We start from the raw sequence: 15997 nt of genomic DNA, 5'->3' as shown, positions 1-15997 counted from the left end.
CGCGGCGGGATGGAGAACACCATGAGAGAGCACCACTCGGCCGTTTTCTCGACCGGTCACCAGTTCCTCGAAGGTCTTCGCTGGCACAATGGCAAGCTCTGGGCCAGTGACTTCTTCAGCAAGACGGTGAAGACGTTCAACGCCGACGGTTCGTACACCGACGTCGCCGAGGTCGAAGGCTCGCCATCGGGACTGGGCTTCCTGGATGACGGTTCGGTCCTCGTCGTGTCACAGATGGATCGAACCGTCGTGCGGATCGAACCCGACGGTACGCAGTCGGTGCACGCCGACTTCAGCCAGTACGCCGGTGGCATCGGCAACGACATGATCGTCACAGGCAAAGGTGATGCGTACGTCGGAAACTTCGGTTTCGCTCTCGGTGAGGAAGACCCGAAGACAACACGCTTGGTCCATGTGTCCGCAGACGGCTCCATCAACCCCGTCGGTGGTGAAGTTCTGTTCCCGAACGGCATGGCGATCACCCCGGACAGAGTTCTTCTCACCGCCCAGACATGGCGGCACTGCATCACGGCGTTCGACATCCAGGAAGACGGAAGCCTGGCCAACGAGCGAATCTGGGCCCAGCTCGACGATTCCGTTCACCCGGATGGCATCGCACTCGACGCCGACGGCGGTGTGTGGTTCGGCAACGCATTGACCCTCGAGTCGGACAGTGGCTTCTACCGAGTTGTCGAGGGAGGAGAGATCACCGACAAGGTTGCGATCGATGGGGCCTGGTCGGTCACCTGTGCATTCGGCGGTGACGATCTCCGCACCCTGTACATGGCGTGCAACGTGACCACGCTCGAGGAGTTTCACGACGGCAAGTCGACTTCGGTAGTTGCGACTGCGAACGTAGGCTACAAGGGCGGCCCGGCAGTGTGAGGAGGACTGCCGCAGAAGTATCGGGTCCAAGGGCTGATCTCGGCCGAGTCGACCCCGGTGCTTACGCGGGATTCGGGCACACTGCAGGCGGGATACGCGCGAGGAGGGGAACCAAGTCGGTCTGACAGGCGTACCCGAAATAGGTGTTCAGTATCGTGGAGAACCTGAGAGCATTGGGCACGTCATAGGCTGGAAGTTCGGCCTCGATCGTGGCGACACAGCGATCGTAGGTTTTCCTGATCGCCGGCGAAGAAGTGGCAACCTGAATGTGTTCGCGCGCCGGTGATGTCAATAATTCCCCGCTGAAAAGGTCGATACAGATCGGCTCGGTGACTTCGGCATCGGGGTTCATAGGCACACACGTGTATATCCGACCACCCCGGGACCTCACCTCGTGCCACGCGACGGTTTCGGCACTGTCGAGCCGATCGAGCCACTCGAGGTGACGTTCGGCGAACTCGACAAACCCTGCAGCATCGAACTCCGACTCTCGCCGAATATCCGAATTCGACTCAGCTTCTCCTGGATTGATGTTGGACGCAATTGCGCGCGGGTCCGCGGCGTCCGTCCTGCTCCGCTGGGACGCCGCCGTATGGACAGGTGCGGTGTCGGAACCGGACTCAGGTTGAGAACGACAAACCGAAGGCATTACCCCGAGGTGCGGACCGGACAAGGTCATCGTGCATCTGCTCCTTCACTACGACCCCTGTCATATGATCGTGTGGACGACCTCCTGTCGTTACTGACTCAGCGCCATCTCCGGCGACGGGCCGGCGAGCTCGGATCACTTTGTGTTCGGTCTGCTTGGAATCGGCGCGAATACGTTCTCTCACTGGAGATATGAAGCCGGATCCGGGTAAGCACATCGATACGGAGCCGACGACAGCAACGTACACCGCGATGGGTATCGGTAGGACGACTCTGACCGGCGTCAGCGAATCAGGTCGTGGATGGGCCAGTACGAACACCACTGCGGCGATCCGTCGCTACGTCGACATGCTGCAAACAGCTCGCCGGCGAAGGGGGTGTTCTATCGAGGACGGAGAACCCTGCTTCGATCATCGCCTTTGATCACCGAAGCAGGGTCCCGGCAGCCCGAGCACAGGCAGCAGGTGGGATCTGCCCGTGCCCAGTGGCGGAGGCACGCCGCCTCGCCCATGCCGCATACGCACCATCGGCCGACACGTGGTTTTCGGTGGATGTTCATGAGACGAACCGTCAACAGGTAGTTCGCTGTTTCTGGACCGCATGACTGTCGACGGAAGATACCTGCTCAATCAATATATGTAACAGTACTGTTCACTACTGCGTGACTTTGCCACCCCATCATTTCTGGATGCTCGTTCAGTGGCTTCGGAGCGTGGAGCACAGTTCCTACCCGAGTCTCGACCATGTGCTCGGTGGCCAAGGCTTCGCCGTGCACCATCCGCGCACATCTACTGAACACGTCCAGTTTCCGTTGGCCAGAGCCTCCCGGATCTCCCGCCCAGGTATCCCGAAGGCTTCGAGGACCCGGCGATCGCTGGGCGCGACATGCTGAAGGGCGATGGTGGCATAGAAACCGAGTGTGAGGGCGCGGGAACAGCCGTGGCTGACTTCCGGCGTAGCGTCCACGTCAAGGATAGAGAGATCTATTCCAAGATTGCCGTGTCACACCGGTTTCCGCTGACACGTCGGTTGTGTGAATCGACAGCCGCACCCTGCGCTGATTGTCTCTCGAACCCGTGGATCTGGTTGGACCCGATCAGGCGAGCACTCGATCGGCCGGCTGCATCTCCGTCTGCGCGTTCACTCCACCATGTATCGACGGTCGCCTCAGGACGTCACGTGACGCAATTCCTGGCCCCACATACGATCCGCGCCTTCGTCGAATGCACACACTGTGCGTCCCGTCGTCTGGTCAACTGCAAAAATGCTGCATGCTGTGACCAACAGAAGCTAGGCATGCCGCTTCGTCGTCAGATTCCCACGAGGGGTCCGATGACGGGCTTCCACTGGTAGATGCTCTGGTCGACGACAACACCCTGCGTGACATAGGGGTCCTCGGCGAGCAGGGCCTGCAGGTCGTCTTCGCTGTCCGCCTTGAACACGAGCAGCGCGCCGGCTCCGTCGGCCCAGGCGCCCGCTTCCTGTAGCACGCCTTTGGCGGCCGCGTCCTTGACGAAGACCAGGTGGTCGGCATGGGCGGCCTCTTTGACGGATGCGTCAGTGGTGTACGACCAGATAACAGCGAACAGGGCCATGGTCACTCCTCGGGGGATACGGTCATGAAACGACGCGCGTACTCCTCATGGAATACGTACTCGAGAACGGTAGGGCGTCGGATGCCGCAGCGAGTGTCCTATTTTGCAACACCGTCCGTGCACAACGACGAGGTACAAACGGCATCATTGGTGTCCCGAACAGAGGTGGGGAGACGTCCGCTCGGCGTGAGGAAGAGGGTGTCCCGGCAGACTCAGCGGCGAGGATGTCCCGTTATGCGACAGAGTGTTTCGGGGGTCAGGATCCGAACTTTTCGTTTTCCAGGCCCAGTGCGCGGATCTTGCGGTAGAGGGTGGAGCGGGCCACACCGAGCCGATGGGCGGCGAGGGATTTGTTGCCGTCGGACTCGTCGAGGGCGCGCACGATCGCTTCGCGTTCGGTGCGTTCGAGGGAGGTCAACCGGCGGCCGGCACCGAGGGTGCGGTAGTCGGCGGGCAGGTGTTCGAGTTTGATGTCGAATCCCATCGACCGCGCCGCCGCGGTACTGAGCACCGAGGCGAGCTCGCGCAGGTTGCCGGGCCAGTGATGGTCGATCAACGCCCGATGCGCGGCCGGTTGCAGTTGCGGAGTCGGGCGGTCGGGGAACTCGGCGGCGAGCAACTCACGCGCGAGATCGGTGAGATCTTCGATGCGCTGACGCAGCGGCGGGATGCACACGCTGCGCCGCACATGGGTCTGCACCTGATGACCAAGCTCGTCGGGGGTGCTCGAGGTGGCCGTGGCGATCACCGGTGCACCCAGCTCGACGGCGGCGTCGAGCAACCGCCGGGTGGGGGCGAGAGCATCGTCGGGGACCTCGTCGAGGTGCTCGAGGATGCACGCGAAACTGCCGGACAGACGCGCCCGCAGCTCGGCCACCTTTGAGGGGGTCAACGTCGACGCGTCCACGCTCGGGACCGGGGTGTGGTGGCCCCAGCGGTGCTGGATCTGACGGGCCAGGTGGGTTTTGCCGACACCGGACTCGCCGACGATCAGCACCGGCGCCACGGTGCCGACGATCTCGTCGACCCGGTCCTGGAGCCGGTGCGCGGCCAGGCTGCGGCCGGCGATACGCGCCGCCGGCGCCGCACCGGCGGGCGGGGCGGGGGCCAGGCGGGCGCGGGGGCGCGGCGGGGCCGGTGAGGCCAGCGGGCGCAGTTCGATGATCGCGCTGAGCGGATCGGTGGGCTCACCGACCCGGCGGGCATGGACCCGCACGTCGATCCCCTCGGCGAAGCGCAGCGGTCCTTCCCATTCGTCCTTGGCGGCCAGATGGGTGCTGATCCAGTCCCAGATCATCATCTGATCGGTCGAATCCATCAACCGTGACACCGTCGGGGTCGCGATCACCGTGTCCCGGCTCATCGCTACCACCGCGGCGTGGCCGCGGCGTTTGCTGCGCATGTATTCGCGCAGCAGGCTCTGCTCGCTGCGGGCGGACAGGGCGAACAGTCGTTCTTCGATGTCGCGTACCGCCGACAGGACCAGCGGTGCCATCAGCTCGTTGACATCGTCGACCTCGCAGGTGATGTCGACGATGCCGGTCACCGCACGCGAGACCGGGTCGACGATCGGTGAGCCGACACAGGCCAGCGGATGCAGCGACTCGAGCAGGTGCTCTTCCCCGCGGACCCGGAACGCTTTGCGTTCTTCGAGGGCGGTGCCGATCCCGTTGGTTCCGGCGCATTCCTCGGCGAAGATGAACCCCGGGGCGACCTGGGCACGGTCGAGACGACCGAGCAGCGACCGCTGCCCGGCCCGCCGGTCGACGATGGTCGCATCCTGGGAGGCGAGCAGGATCGTCACCGGCGCATCGGCGAGTTGATCGGCCAACCGATCGAGGACCGGCCGCGCCGCACGCACAAGCTTCGAGTCGGCGGGGGCGTCGTCGATATAACGCAGACGAGAACCGTCCGGTGTCACTCCCATTGCGCGGCAGCGGCGCCAGGACTGTTCGATCTCCGGCCGCATTTTCGGTATGAGATTCTCGCATCTGTCGGAACCGTGTTCTTCTGCTTGCTCACGGAACCGGTCGGTTACCACACATCCACCTCCGAAGACCTCACGGCGAGAACGGACTCTATGCAAACGAGGTGACACCGGTTCGGAGTGTCCCAGAACGCTACACCGGGAACTTCTGGACTTGTCTTCGGTGCGTGCGCACCTTGTCCAGTGTGTTCACCGGCGTCTCGAGGGCCTGTCGATCCACACGGTGGCGGAACACGATGCTATTCATCGTGCAGCGTTCCATCTCCTCTGCAGGACCAGGGCCGTTCCGGCCGATGCCATTCCAGGCGATCGGTCCGGCTGAGCCGGCGGAAGTGAACGGCGGGGAGGTTTGCGTTGGCACTGTCGACGAGGCTGTGCGTCTGCGCGCGTCCGTTCGCACCGTGTTCTCCTGGAACGACGCTGGAGCGTCACGAAAGTTGTTGGTTGGCAGTGTGACGCCTACTGTCGACCATCAATGCTCCGTGAACTGTATGTGTATATCACAGGGTTCCTGCACGTGACCACGAGTTGCGTAGCTACCAGTGGGTTTCGTGACGGGGCGGGGTTCGGGCCGCAGTGAAGTCGGCCGCGTGGCACTGATCCAGGTGTTCGGAACTCGTCCGTGTCTGTTCGGCCCGAACCCACTGTTGCGGGAGTGTGCTTGGTGCCGGACTCCGGGATGGGCGGGGCCGGTCGCCGGCGGTGCTGGCGGGAGATGTGACCTGTCCGGGAGATCGGAGCCGGGCGGAGTGTCACCTGTGCTCATGGTCGGTTGCTCCGGGCGCTGCAGTGTCGGAACGGATGAAAAGTCATGTAATTTGCTGTTACGAATAGTTTTTCGTTAGTCTTTGCGTGTTGGAGCGAGCCACCCTATCGGGGAGGACGGGGCCTTGTTTCAACATTCTGTTCTCCGTGCTTGGAACCTCGCCCCTGCTGTTCCGAGTTGCTACGCGACTATGTCCGAGTCGCTGCGCAGTACCGAGAACGAGAACCCCGTTTCGTCGCTCTGCGACGAACCGTCGCCGCCCCCTGTCGGCGACAGGTACGGGAGCCGTCGGTGTCCGCCTCGACAATCTAAGCGGGCACCGACGGTGCCTCCCGATACGACCTAATCGACTTCAATCAGAAGTACTAGTGCACAAACAATTTCGGAATCGCGTTCGATTCGTGCAATGAGGGAAGACGACTTCACGCGGTGGGGCGTCGAGCCCGGACACAGAATACCGGCATCCGCGGCTGCCGGGTACTCATCACCTTCACCATGGGTGAGTGTGGCGGAAGCCGGCCCGAGCAATCGGTTCCGTGGCCTCCGAGACGACTGTCACCCCGACGCGCCGGCCCGGGGCGCGTCCCTATCTCATCTGGGGCAAGCCGTGGATGGGGTCGAAGGGGCCGATGTCGTACGTGCATTCCTGTGGTCGAGGATCCGGTACGAAGGCCCACAACAGCGCCCCGGCAGCGCCCATCGTGTAATACCGGTCGATCTGGGAACCGACTCGGGCGGCGCGTTCGGTCAGCGGCAGGCAACTTCCAGCACGGATCCCGAACTCGGTGACGAGCACAGGTTTTTCGGTCTGTTCGAGCCGCAGTGGGAGGAGCGCAGCATCGTCGTGGTCGTGGTACTGAACCACGTCTAGATAGGGCGAGGCAGCGACCAGTGCATAACCGCCGTCGGCGAGACCGCATTGCTCGCCCCCGAGCAGACCGAGCGTGAGCAGATGTCGCCGATCATGCTCACGAGCCACCGCCCCGGCCGCATCGACCCAGTCACGCAGCACCTGCGCCGAGTCTTCCGGGCACAGACGTTGGTGCAGGTCGCAGTCGGGGATGGTGCAGACGCCGACCTCGGGTTCACCGAGTAGTTCCCATGCCGCGATCGAAGGCGATCCGGCCCAGCGATCGACGGCGGCAGCAACCCACTCGCTGTAGCTCAGCGGCATGTCCGTGGCCTCCTTCCATCCGCCGAGATACCACTCGCGCGTCTTGTATTGCTCGTCCTCGCAAGCGCCGTCCTGGGCGGCGAGCACCGGGATGAGTAATTGCCTGTGCCGTTCGGCGGCCGCGAACACCGCATCGATCGGTTCGAAGTTCAGCTTCCCGTTGCGCTTGTCCACGGCCAGACTTTGAAAGGCGTTGAATCGGGTCACTGTCCCCGGCTGGCGGGACGAGAAGTAGGAATCCAGATCGACCATCGCTCCACAACCAGCATTGACCGTCCAGTCCGTAGCCAGTTGATAGGCATTGAAGCCGGTCGGCCACCAGGGTCGACCGTCGAGATGCAAAGTACCGCCGGTGGTGGTCACCCGCAGCGGGTGAGCATACGAGACCCACGGGGCGGAGGTCGGCGCGCTTGTTTCCTCACCTGGCGATGCCGCACCGGGTCCGGGGATGGTGCACGCGCTCGCGAGGGCCACGACCAGAAGCATCGCCGACACACAGGCGAGTCGCATCCAGGTCATATTGGTGCCTCCCCGAGATTTTTAGGTTTCCCGACTCGACGGGTGAGCATCGGGATATCGACAGGTGCGCAGGTCGAACGCGTGCGGTCGACGAGCTGCGTCGACGCGGGTGCACCGGTGACAGTTGTCGACGTGAACTGCCCACGGGCGTCTTTCGAGAATATGGGTTTTGCTGTTGATTCCATGATTCGGACGGAGTGCAGAGGTGGCCGTGGTCCGGCAGATCTGCAGCGGTGAGCTTCTGTTCCTGCTCGAGCGTGGCGGATCATCGGATGCGTTCCATGGCTGCCTCGACCGACGGCGACAGTGTGATTACCGACTGCAGGCGGGTCCGTTCGATCATCGCCTTGACCCGGCTGCTGGGCGCGGCGAATGTCAGGGAACGACAGTGCGTCCGTGCCGTCTTGGTGGCATGGATCATCACACCGAGACCGGTGGAATCTACAGCGGTCACGCTCCCGAGATCGACGACAACATCGGTATTGTCGGCCAGGGCTCGGTCCAGGCGCTGCCGCAGCCGAGCCGACGAGGCGCCGCGCAGCACGCCGATCGGGCGCAGCATCAGGATGCTGTTCTCTACGCGTTCTTCGCAAGATTGCATGCTGGGTCCTTCGCTCGGCAATGGTGCCCTTCCTCGGGAAAGTCCTTCCAGAGCAGGGATGTACGGTGACCTGAGTGTCCTCACTCCCCGAACGCGCGCCCGGGTCGAGGGAGGGAGGTGTCCGACAGTCACCGGTTCCGGCCCGACCGCACGAGTCCGCAGTGCATGGTCTCCTACGGTCGGGCGAATGGGTTACGCGAGGGTGCTGGCTGCAGCCGGCGGGACAGGGTAGTTGCCGACTGCATGTTCGTAGAGATTGGCGACGCGCAGCACCGTTGCGTCGTCGAAATGCTTGCCGATGATCATCATTCCGGTGGGAAGACCGTGGACCAGATCAGCGGGGACACTGCAGGCGGGGTGACCGGTGACGTCGAATGGTGCGGTGTTGATGATCATCGACAGTGCGGTGTCCAGATAGTCGGCCAACGGAATGTCCGTGGTCGGGATCTTGGTGGCGGTGTAGGGGAGGGTGGGCATCACCAGCACGTCGTACCGCGCCAAGGCTGCGTCGTAGGCGGCGCGGACTTCGGGGACGAGTTGGCGGGCCATGGCGTAGTACTTGCCGCCGCCTACCTCGAATGTGTAGCGCCCGGACATCCCGACGAGTTTGACCGTCTTCGACAGTTGGTGACCGTGCTCGAGTCGTTGACGGGAGAAGTGGGCGATCAGTTCGGGATCGTAGAAACCGTCGGTGTTCATGCCGTAGGCATTACCGTCGAGCATCTGGTAGGCCGCTCCCTCGGTGGCGATCACATTCCAGACTGCCATCGCATCGCGGTGCCAGGGGATCGAGACCTCTTCGACGGTAAGTCCGGCCGAGCGTAGTACGTCGACGGCGGTGCGTACGGCATTGTCGACGGCAGCGTCTGTGACAGGGGTGTCGAAGCCTTCGGTGACGACACCGACGCGCAGACCCGATGCCGGTTGGGTCAGCGCCGCGAGGTAGTCCACCGGTTCGATCTGGTGGATCTGTCGGGGATCGAGGCCGTCGGTGCCCGCGAGCACGGTGAGCATCGCGGCGGCGTCGCTGACCGTGCGTGTCATCGGACCGAGGTGGTCGATGGTCCGTTCGATGGGAAATGCTCCCGTGTAGGGGACCAGTCCGTGGGTGGGTTTGTGTCCGACGATGCCGCAGAACGCGGCGGGGATGCGGATCGAACCGCCCTGGTCGCCGCCGACTGCCATGTCCACCTGGCCGCTGGCGACCAGGGCGCCGCTGCCGCTGGACGAGCCGCCGGTGATGCGGCTTTCGTCCCAGGGGTTGCGGACCGGCTGGGGTTGGGATGTGAAACTGGCGCCGGAGAAGCAGAGATCTTCACACACCGATTTACCGGCGATTGTTGCGCCGGCGTCGAGCAATCGGCGTACGACGGTGGCGTCGTAGCGTGGGGTGAAGCCCTCGACGGTTCGGGAGCCGTTCATCATCGGCACGCCGGCGACTGCGACGTTGTCTTTCACGGCGACGGTTCGCCCGGCGAGGGGACCTTCTGCGGTTTCGTTGATCGAGGTGGTGACGTACCAGGCGCTCAGTGGGTTCTCATCCGCCGGGGGCGAGGTCCACGACCGCTGAGGCGGCTCGGGCGCGGTGCGCTCGTAGAGGCGTTCGACGGTTTCGGAGGACGCGAGCGTCGCTTCGAGGGCCGGTGCGAACTCCTTGAGTTCCGGTGTCGTCAGACCGAATCGGAAGTGGTTGTTCAGTGCCGACATTCGGTGGGAATTGGGTGGAGTCAACGAAGACATGGGGTTCCTTCCGCATATGTGAACAGCATCATCGAGTGGGGGAGGGATGGAGGGGGATCGCTCGGTGGTGCGCTGTGTCGTGCGTGTCTGTCAGCGCTATGGCATCTGGGTGTCCGGGGTGATAGTGGGCGCCGTCAGTCCGGTTGGGGTTTCAGGTGATTGAACAGCAAAGCACCTGTCCAGGTGAGGATGAAGGCGGCCGCGACGGCATAGCCGAGGAATTCGAAGTTATCGGAGATGTTGCCGATCGGCGACAGTGCAGCGAAGATGGGCAGGTGTGCCAGTAGTGCACATACGTAGATACCGGCTACAAAGAGGCCGATGACCACGGTGGTGCCGGTCGTCGCAATGTTGAAGTTCAGCCGACGCTGGGGGTCCTGGTACGACCAGGAGTATGCGCGGGTCATGAACAGAGAGTCCGCCGTGTCGAACGTGCTCATCCCCGCGGCGAAGAGCAACGGGAGGCTGAGCACAGCGGCTATCGACAACGTGCCCCCTGTGGCTGCCGAGGCGGTGAGGGTGAGCAAGGTGACCTCGGAGGCGGTCTCGAGCCCCAGTCCCATCAACAGGCCGACGGGATACATGTGCCAGGACGATCGAACCACTCCGCGCCAGCGGTTGCCCAGCAGTCGGGTGAACAGCCCGCGCTCACTGAGTCTGTTCTCGAGATCGCCTGTGATGTCCGACCCGGCCCGCACCCGTCGGGACAGGCAAAGCAGATTGCGTAGGACCACACTGTTGAGTCCTGCAACGATCAACAAGAAGGTGACGGCGACGATCGTGGCGACCAACCCGCCGATCTCCTGTACCCCTTCGAGTTCGCTTGAGGTCAGGGCGCTGGCGCCCAGTGCCACGACCAGAGCAAGAACAACGACGACGGTCGAGTGTCCCATCGCGAAGAAGAATCCGACTCCGACGGGACGGCGTCCGCGTAATAGCATCAGGCGTGTCGTGTCGTCGATTGCCGCAATGTGATCGGCGTCGAATGCGTGACGGACGCCGAGCACGTAGGCGAGCACACCGGATCCGGCGAGGCCCCCGGCAGCTGCCGGGTTGCCCGAGTATCCCAAGTACAGCGCCACGCCCAAAAAGTGCAGGATCACGATGGCACCGACAACGGACGCCAGCCGTCGACGCTCGGTTCGAGTCCAGGCACCACCTATGTGGTGCGGTGTAATGGTGGTGCTGGTCAAACGCTTGTCCTTCAGATGATTCGCAGCGTTTCTGGATACGCCTGAGGCTGAAATGTTCGGGGTGTCCGCGTGTGCGGTGCGGACATGATCCGGCCCGGTTGGAGCTGCTGTACCGGCGATGCGCCGTCGGTCCGCGGCGGAGCCGGGTCTGAAGACCGGGAATATGCCGACGTCGCGGCGTCCGGGGCTTCACACCAACAGTCGCTGTTACGCGGAACGCGCCTCCGCGAACGACTCGACGTCGGTGAACCCGTTGAACTCGCGACGACGAGGCTCCGGGCTACCCGTTGGAGTCAGAGGTGGGTGTGCCGGTGGCGTGCACGGCGATGGGATCACGCACGGCGTGCTGGTGATGGGCGCCGGCGGGCGTTGCCAGCACCTGCTCGGTACGGTGCTCGAGCTCCTCGCCAGCGACCAATCCCTTGTCGCGCATCAACTCTTCGAGTGCGAGCATCCAACGCTCGTAGTAGCTCCACTGCTCGGTGGTGGCGTGTTCGGCCTCCCACTGTTTGATCGACTCGATCAGGCGGGACTGGAATTCGTCCCATTCGAATCGGCCCTGGGCATGCAAGGCGGTGGCAATGCTGAAGGCGCGGATCTCCCAGGCTTGATCGAAGGCGACCTCGCCGGAGCGGCGAGGGATTCGTTCGTTGAACGGCAGATTCTGCACCAGGTCGCCGAGGCTGTCTTCGAGATCCGGGTGGGGTTGCTCGTTGAGTCGGGACATGTCAGGCCTTGGTGGGTGCGGTGGGGGCGGATACGCCGATGAGCGAGTCGCGGGTGACGAGGTCGGCAAGTTGTTCTTCGGTGAATTCCTCGGTGCCAGCTGGGCGTTGCGGCAGCACCCAGTAGCGAAGTTCGGCACTCGAGTCCCATATTCGGATCTCGACGTCAGGGTCAGGGGTATATCCGAATTCGGCCAGCACACTTCGGGGGTCGCGGACAGCGCGGGCGCGGTAGGCGGGGTATTTGTACCAGTTGGGTGGCAGGCCGAGAACCGGCCACGGATAGCACGAGCACAAGGTGCATACGACCATGTTGTGGACCGTGTCGGTGTTTTCCAGCACGACCATTTCTTCGCCCTGCATGCCGCCGACGCCCATTTCGCGGCAGGCGCTGGTGGCGTCGGTGAGCAGGCGCTGCTTGAACTCGGGATCGACCCAGGCGCGGGCGACGATCTTGGCGCCGAGTTGAGGACCGACCTCGTTCTCGTAGACCGACGACATGTGGTCGATGGCGTCGGTGGAGATCAGGCCCTTGTCGACGAGGATGGCCTCCATGGCCTTCACGCGTGCGGCGATCGCCTCATTCGATCGTGGCAACGTGCCCTGGACGGGATTGTGGGCGGTCATCGGGGTGGACTCGTTTCTGTCGGTGGTGAAGGGTCGTCTCGCTGGGTGGACCGGATGACCTGGTCAGGCCGGTAGCAGGTACGGTTCGAACACGTCGATGTGGTTGACGACGTTCGGGGCGGCCGGTTCACCCCACAATTCGGTCGCCGAGAACCGCACGGTGTACAGGTGTTCGGGGCTTTCGCCGGTGCCGAGTGCGTTGGTGTCCGGGAAGACATACGCGCCGTGGGTCGCTACGATTTCGCCGACACGGCCACGGACGTACCCGGCGCGGCGGGTGTGGGTGTTCGGTGAGGCGTCCGGCCGCACGATGACTTTGTCGCCTACGGTGAATGCGGCCTCGGTGTCGGTTGGGCGTCGGTAGTCGGCTCCGTGGGTGATCAGTTGCGAGATCGTCTCCACTAGTTGCGGATCCTGCCGCGTGGGGGTCGTTTCGTCCGGATGGTCCATGTAGTACTGGGTGCGGCGGTCGAGTTCGTTGGGATCGAAGATGCCTGCCTCGATGCCGTGGTGGATCATCGCGTGCATCCAGTGCTCGTAGTATTGCGAGGTCAGATAGTCGTGCGGGGGAATCTGTTCCATCGCGCCCCGGAATTGGTCGAGATTGAACGCGCCGGCCAGCGCCATCGCCGGAAACATCGTCAAAACTGACCGCTCCCAATCGGAGTGGAAAACAGGTTCATCGGATTCGGGGTTGACGGGGCCTAGGCCGGCGCGGCCACCGAGATCGTGGATTCCATCCATGAAATGCTCTCCTTGTGCCGTGAGTCACCAACCCTATGCGCCCTCGCCTAATGCGTCAATACGTCATGACCTAATGACGTGTACCGTTTTGTTACCGCCGGACAGGGCGATCCGAGCTGCGGGCTGTCCGGACGTAGCGGCGTCAGCGCGAGTCGCTCCGTGGAGGAAGTGAACCTCCCCGTCAGCCGTTTGGAGGCGCGATCTTGGAGACCGATCCTGTGGACGGGCTGCGTACAGTGGAGCGCCGCACTCGCGTGTGTCGGCACAGCGTTGTGGCAGTCATTCTTGTTCTTGCTTGTATTGCCCCGACGCGCTATGGACAGCCCAGCAGTTGGTCGCCAACCTGAGTTCAATTGCTGCGCATTCATTCTGCCGTCGACAGCGCCGACGGCAACAAATTCAACCACACTGCTGCCCGCTTCGGCTACTGGAAGACGCTCGTCTATTCCTGTCGGAAGGAGCGGTGAACCGTCTGCATTCGGAGGTATCTCATAAGATGCTGAACTGTGGCCAGATGTGCCGCAGTGAGACGTGCACAAAGGAGGATGGAGAATGAAGCCAGAGCCACCCCCGAGAGGGAACCAGACCTCACCGGGGCAGAAAGTCTCGACCTCCGCATCCGGTCCCGATCCGACAGAGGAGGATCTGGCAGCCGTCATCGTCGCCTTGACCGGGATCGACATCGCGCCAAACAGCGATGACGCGGAGCCTGATCGTAGTCGGAAGCAATCCTGACGACACTGATGCATAGACGACCTGAGAGGTGCACACGGCGGTCCCGGAGGTTTCGCATCCGCCCGCCGAAGATCGAAGCGGTAGGCGGACGCAACCACGTCGAGGTGATCAAGACGCATACCCTGGACTTCGGTACCAGAAATCGTGGTCTCGAACTTACCCGATGGCGGGATACAGTTCCGTGCCAGTCGCTTTCGTCAAATAGAGCTGCTGTCTGAGTCGGTCCTCGCTCAAAGTAACGGTGCCCCGAGGTAGCTGAAACTCGCCGTGACGCATTGCTGCGGCGATCCGCTCGCTATACTCGGCTTTCCGGGCCGCCTGCCACCATATGTGAACTGCCTCGAATACAGACTCGCTCAACGTCGACAGCGGCGGTGCCCAAGGACCGAACTCCGCCTGGTACCTCTTCAGAAGCGAGGCGTTGCCATCCGTTTGCAATCTTTGGAAGTACCCCGAGACGGTGTAGAGGCCACGGGCCGCTTCGTCGCCGATATACGTCAGCGTGGACTCTTCCAAGGCCGGCGCAAGTGTAATGCACTGATCCCGCAATCCCATTGCATAGCACTGCCGTTCGAAGGCAACAGCATCAGCTCCGTCGAAGGTCGACAGTACGATGTCGGCACCCGATTTCTGGATCGCTTCGATGATCGGGGCGAAGTCTCGAGTCCCCATGGACGCGAACTTTTCTCCGACGACTCGGGCGCCGTACCGGGGCAACAGTTGGCGAGCCAAGCCGTGTGTCGTGCGGGGCCAACAATAATCGTCACCGGCCAGAAACCATCGTCGCACCCCCTCCATCCGCATGAGCGGCTTCACGGCTGCTGCCAACTGGTCGTCCGGCCGCTCACCGAGCTGGAGACGGAGACGATCGCCGCTCCCTCCTTCGTTCATGACCGGCTGCACCAGCAGCACGGGTGCATCGCTGAGTGCCTCGGCAACGGCGGTGTAGGTAGCCGATGTGGCGGCGACCAGGATGGTCCGGCAACCTGCCTGGACGAGTCGCCGCGCTTCCATGACGCCGGTCTCCGGGTCTGTGGCGTCATCACCCACGATCAACTCGACTGGACGGCCGTGGATACCGCCCTCAGCATTGATTTCCTCCAGTGCCAGCATGGCAGCGTTGTCGATTGAGGTGGCGAAAAGACTGCCGGGTCCGGATTTCGACGTCAACAAGCCCAAACGGGGACGGGAAGAGGCGTTTTGAGAGGTGGGGAACCCTCGACGGCGCATCAGCCATTCCAATCCAGGCTGGTCGAGTTCGGCGATAAGCCGAACCCTCGTGCCACCATTTGCGGCTTCGAAACGGAGTTTGATACGCCCTCGCCAAGGCTGGTCGTGCACGATATCGAGGTACGCATGCGGACGTGCGGCAGCAATACGGCCGAGGATTTCGATCGGCTTTGCTCCGGAACCGCTGAGGTGGACCGCCATACGCACGGCGGCACCGGGTTCGACCCGATCGCATACCGCGCCGAACAGCCATCCCGCCTCCGCGCCTGCTCCGAAAAGACTGTAGGCCGCCGAGGGTGGGGATGCGGTCCACTCTTCCGCGTGCAGTACGAGCTGGGTCACCGTGTTCCCTGGAAGCTATGCGCGTCGCAAGGTTGTGTCGGTGATAGCGGTGCGGTCTGCGGCCTCCACGGCATCTGCCAGCGCTCCTCGGAACAAGTCGTGCAACATCGCGATGACGTCCCGGGCGGGACCGGCGGGGTCGACCGAATAGAAGCGGAAGCGGCCAACCTTACGTTCGGTGACCAATCCCGCATGCCGCAGGATTCGGAGGTGGTTCGAGACCCCGGTGCGTCCCACGCTGTCGATCTGTTCGACCAGTTCGTTCACACTGCATTCATCGCGCTCTGCCAGCACAGTGAGAATGGCTCGCCGTACAGGGTCGGCGAGGGCATCGAAGGCCAGCTGTGCGGACAAGGTCCCGGTCTCCTCGAGTCAGCAGTCAATGACATATAGAAGAGTACCTCCTTGCAGCTCGTAAAGGAGGGGCCGAGCTCGCGGCCTCGGAGGGCAGGGGCAGCTACATCTGCAGTGGGACGAGGCGGGTGT

At 63.1% G+C, this 15997-nt stretch carries 13 protein-coding genes; 1 reads left to right on the top strand and 12 read right to left on the bottom strand.

Annotated features, from left to right (window positions below):
* Positions 1–21 precede the first annotated feature (21 nt).
* On the top strand, positions 22–885 hold the full coding sequence (locus GON09_RS25930) for an SMP-30/gluconolactonase/LRE family protein (protein ID WP_244867032.1): 864 nt from the start codon (positions 22–24) through the stop codon (positions 883–885).
* Between the two features lie 61 nt (positions 886–946).
* Here GON09_RS25930 and GON09_RS25925 read toward each other — a convergent pair whose 3' ends face one another.
* From GON09_RS25925 to GON09_RS25870, 12 genes are all read right to left on the bottom strand, one after another.
* Entirely contained in the window at positions 947–1564 is a 618-nt protein-coding gene (locus tag GON09_RS25925; RefSeq protein ID WP_213934861.1) for a hypothetical protein, read from the bottom strand.
* A 1279-nt stretch (positions 1565–2843) separates the two neighbouring features.
* Positions 2844–3128, bottom strand: a complete 285-nt coding sequence (locus GON09_RS25920; RefSeq protein WP_120284944.1) for a YciI family protein — start codon at positions 3126–3128, stop codon at positions 2844–2846.
* 256 nt (positions 3129–3384) lie between these two features.
* Entirely contained in the window at positions 3385–5097 is a 1713-nt protein-coding gene (locus GON09_RS25915; RefSeq protein ID WP_213934860.1) for a sigma-54-dependent Fis family transcriptional regulator, read from the bottom strand.
* Between the two features lie 1370 nt (positions 5098–6467).
* Positions 6468–7565: a beta-mannosidase gene (locus tag GON09_RS25910; protein ID WP_213935225.1), complete on the bottom strand. Its 1098-nt coding sequence runs from the start codon at positions 7563–7565 to the stop codon at positions 6468–6470.
* 274 nt (positions 7566–7839) lie between these two features.
* Positions 7840–8175 carry an STAS domain-containing protein gene (locus GON09_RS25905; protein ID WP_213934859.1) on the bottom strand — a complete coding sequence of 112 codons (336 nt, stop codon included), beginning with the start codon at positions 8173–8175 and terminating at the stop codon, positions 7840–7842.
* 192 nt (positions 8176–8367) lie between these two features.
* Entirely contained in the window at positions 8368–9915 is a 1548-nt protein-coding gene (locus tag GON09_RS25900) for an amidase (protein ID WP_213934858.1), read from the bottom strand.
* A gap of 134 nt (positions 9916–10049) precedes the next feature.
* Positions 10050–11108 carry a HoxN/HupN/NixA family nickel/cobalt transporter gene (locus GON09_RS25895; RefSeq protein ID WP_213934857.1) on the bottom strand — a complete coding sequence of 353 codons (1059 nt, stop codon included), beginning with the start codon at positions 11106–11108 and terminating at the stop codon, positions 10050–10052.
* Positions 11109–11388: 280 nt separating this feature from the next.
* A complete protein-coding gene (locus tag GON09_RS25890) occupies positions 11389–11835 on the bottom strand; it encodes a nitrile hydratase accessory protein (RefSeq protein ID WP_213934856.1) in 447 nt (148 codons plus the stop codon).
* Between the two features lies 1 nt (position 11836).
* The gene (gene nthA / locus GON09_RS25885) at positions 11837–12460 is read right to left on the bottom strand and encodes a nitrile hydratase subunit alpha (protein ID WP_213934855.1); all 624 of its coding nucleotides are present in this window, start codon (positions 12458–12460) and stop codon (positions 11837–11839) included.
* A 63-nt stretch (positions 12461–12523) separates the two neighbouring features.
* Complete coding sequence (nthB, locus tag GON09_RS25880; RefSeq protein ID WP_213934854.1) at positions 12524–13204, bottom strand: nitrile hydratase subunit beta; 681 nt, start codon at positions 13202–13204, stop codon at positions 12524–12526.
* A gap of 891 nt (positions 13205–14095) precedes the next feature.
* Positions 14096–15511, bottom strand: coding sequence for a substrate-binding protein (locus tag GON09_RS25875; protein WP_213934853.1), 1416 nt, complete (start codon positions 15509–15511; stop codon positions 14096–14098).
* Between the two features lie 15 nt (positions 15512–15526).
* Positions 15527–15865: an ArsR/SmtB family transcription factor gene (locus tag GON09_RS25870; RefSeq protein ID WP_213934852.1), complete on the bottom strand. Its 339-nt coding sequence runs from the start codon at positions 15863–15865 to the stop codon at positions 15527–15529.
* Between the last annotated feature and the right edge of the window lie 132 nt (positions 15866–15997).

This window comes from Rhodococcus sp. B50, assembly GCF_013602415.1.
Classification (GTDB): Bacteria; Actinomycetota; Actinomycetes; order Mycobacteriales; family Mycobacteriaceae; genus Rhodococcus.
This window is presented reverse-complemented; position numbering and strand designations above follow the sequence as displayed.

Coding starts and splice junctions, on each gene's coding strand:
- GON09_RS25930 (WP_244867032.1), top strand. CDS start 22: ATGAGAGAGCACCACTCGGCCGTTTTCTCGACCGGTCACCAGTTCCTC.
- GON09_RS25925 (WP_213934861.1), bottom strand. CDS start 1,564: ATGACCTTGTCCGGTCCGCACCTCGGGGTAATGCCTTCGGTTTGTCGT.
- GON09_RS25920 (WP_120284944.1), bottom strand. CDS start 3,128: ATGGCCCTGTTCGCTGTTATCTGGTCGTACACCACTGACGCATCCGTC.
- GON09_RS25915 (WP_213934860.1), bottom strand. CDS start 5,097: ATGCGGCCGGAGATCGAACAGTCCTGGCGCCGCTGCCGCGCAATGGGA.
- GON09_RS25910 (WP_213935225.1), bottom strand. CDS start 7,565: ATGCGACTCGCCTGTGTGTCGGCGATGCTTCTGGTCGTGGCCCTCGCG.
- GON09_RS25905 (WP_213934859.1), bottom strand. CDS start 8,175: ATGCAATCTTGCGAAGAACGCGTAGAGAACAGCATCCTGATGCTGCGC.
- GON09_RS25900 (WP_213934858.1), bottom strand. CDS start 9,915: ATGTCTTCGTTGACTCCACCCAATTCCCACCGAATGTCGGCACTGAAC.
- GON09_RS25890 (WP_213934856.1), bottom strand. CDS start 11,835: ATGTCCCGACTCAACGAGCAACCCCACCCGGATCTCGAAGACAGCCTC.
- nthA (WP_213934855.1), bottom strand. CDS start 12,460: ATGACCGCCCACAATCCCGTCCAGGGCACGTTGCCACGATCGAATGAG.
- nthB (WP_213934854.1), bottom strand. CDS start 13,204: ATGGATGGAATCCACGATCTCGGTGGCCGCGCCGGCCTAGGCCCCGTC.